Annotated in this window: 1 protein-coding gene; it reads right to left on the bottom strand. The window is 74.0% G+C overall.

From position 1 onward, the window contains the following. Positions 1 to 34: 34 nt before the first annotated feature. Positions 35 to 1,168 (bottom strand): IS110 family transposase, encoded by a 1,134-nt coding sequence (locus tag DWV43_RS09985; protein WP_117856219.1) that lies wholly within the window; start codon positions 1,166 to 1,168, stop codon positions 35 to 37. Positions 1,169 to 1,420: the final 252 nt, after the last annotated feature.

Genomic DNA, 1,420 nt, shown 5'->3' with positions numbered 1-1,420 from the left:
TTGGGTGTTCCTATAGTTTTGTCAACCTTCGACGCTACTCCCGGTAGGGCACCCGGTCGCGCATCACGGCGTATATCGCCCTGAGCCGCTTCCTCGCGACGGCCTTGAGCGCCCGCCCGTGGCCCATGCCCCGCGCCCTGCAGGCCCGGTAGTACTCGCCGTAGCGCCCCGACGACCTCACCAGGCTGTTGCACGAGAAGATCAGCAGGGACTTGAGCCTCGCGTCGCCCCGCCTGGACGCCCTGACCGACCTCACCGACGTGCCGGAGCTCCTCACCCTCGGGGCTATGCCGCAGTACGAGGCCAGGTGGTCGTGGTCCGGGAACCTCCCGATGTCGACCGACACCGCGAGCTGCGCCGCGGTCCTCGGGCCGATGCCGGGCACGGTGAGCAGGCACGCGTAGGTCTCGTCGCCCTCGAGCAGCGCCGCCGTCTCGGCCTCGAGGGCCCCGGCCTCGTCGAGGGCCTCCGATATCCGGGCGGCAAGGAACCTGACCTGCCTGTTCTCGGCCTCGACGAGCGCCGGCGGCGGCGCGGTCGAGGCGGCCGCGGCCTCCCCGGCGGCCTCGGCCCGCGGGCCCCCGGCCCCCGAGCGGGCGATCCCCCACGCCCCGCCGAACCCGGCGAGCAGCTCCAGCCACCGGCGGTCCGACAGGTCGACCGCGGCCTCGAGGGCCGGGCAGGACTCGAGCAGCACCGCGCGCAGGCGGTTCTTGTCCCTGGTCGCGCAGGCGACGACGTGGTCGCGCTGGGAGGAGAGGGCGCGGGCGGCCTCGAGGGCCTCGCCGCGGCCCGGGACCCCCGACAGGGAGTCCGGCACGCCCAGGGCGGTCCGCGCGATCACCTCGGCGTCGCGCTCGTCGGTCTTGGCCTCGCCGGCGAACAGCCCGGCGGCGCGGCTGGCGGCGAGGCCGGGCAGGTAGGCGACCGCCAGCCCCGCGGCGCGGGCGCGCCGCACGGCGAGGGACCCTATGTTGCGGAACTGGTCGACCACGACGAGCGTGCCGGCGGGCGCGGAGGAGAACAGCGCGTCGAGAGCGCCCTCCCGGTTGCGGACGGGGGCGCTGGCCAGCACCTTCCCGCCGCGGTCGATCAGGCAGGCCCAGTGGGAGGACTTGCCGACGTCCAGGCCGAGCACGGCCCCTGGTCTGGTCGATGGCGCTTTCACGGTGGTATCCTTCCGGTAGTCGTTCGACCGGATGGCCTCCCCCTCGGCACTCACATTACCAGCCGCGGCCTCTGCCCGGCACTTTCCTATCAGCCGTCGGGGGTGGCGCGTCCCGCGCCGGCAGCACCCAACAGGCCCTCTCGGGGGGCAGGGACGTTCGGCCGTGCGCGGGCGCCCGGTCGGCGGCCCGTTCTGGGCGCGCCTCAATCGTAGCTCGAGACGGGCCCGGGCTGACAATTTCGACTGTAATGG

The organism is Collinsella sp. AF05-9, from assembly GCF_003465595.1.
Taxonomy (GTDB): Bacteria; Actinomycetota; Coriobacteriia; order Coriobacteriales; family Coriobacteriaceae; genus Collinsella.
Note: the sequence above shows the minus strand (reverse complement) of the source record. Positions and strands in the feature narration are given on the sequence as shown.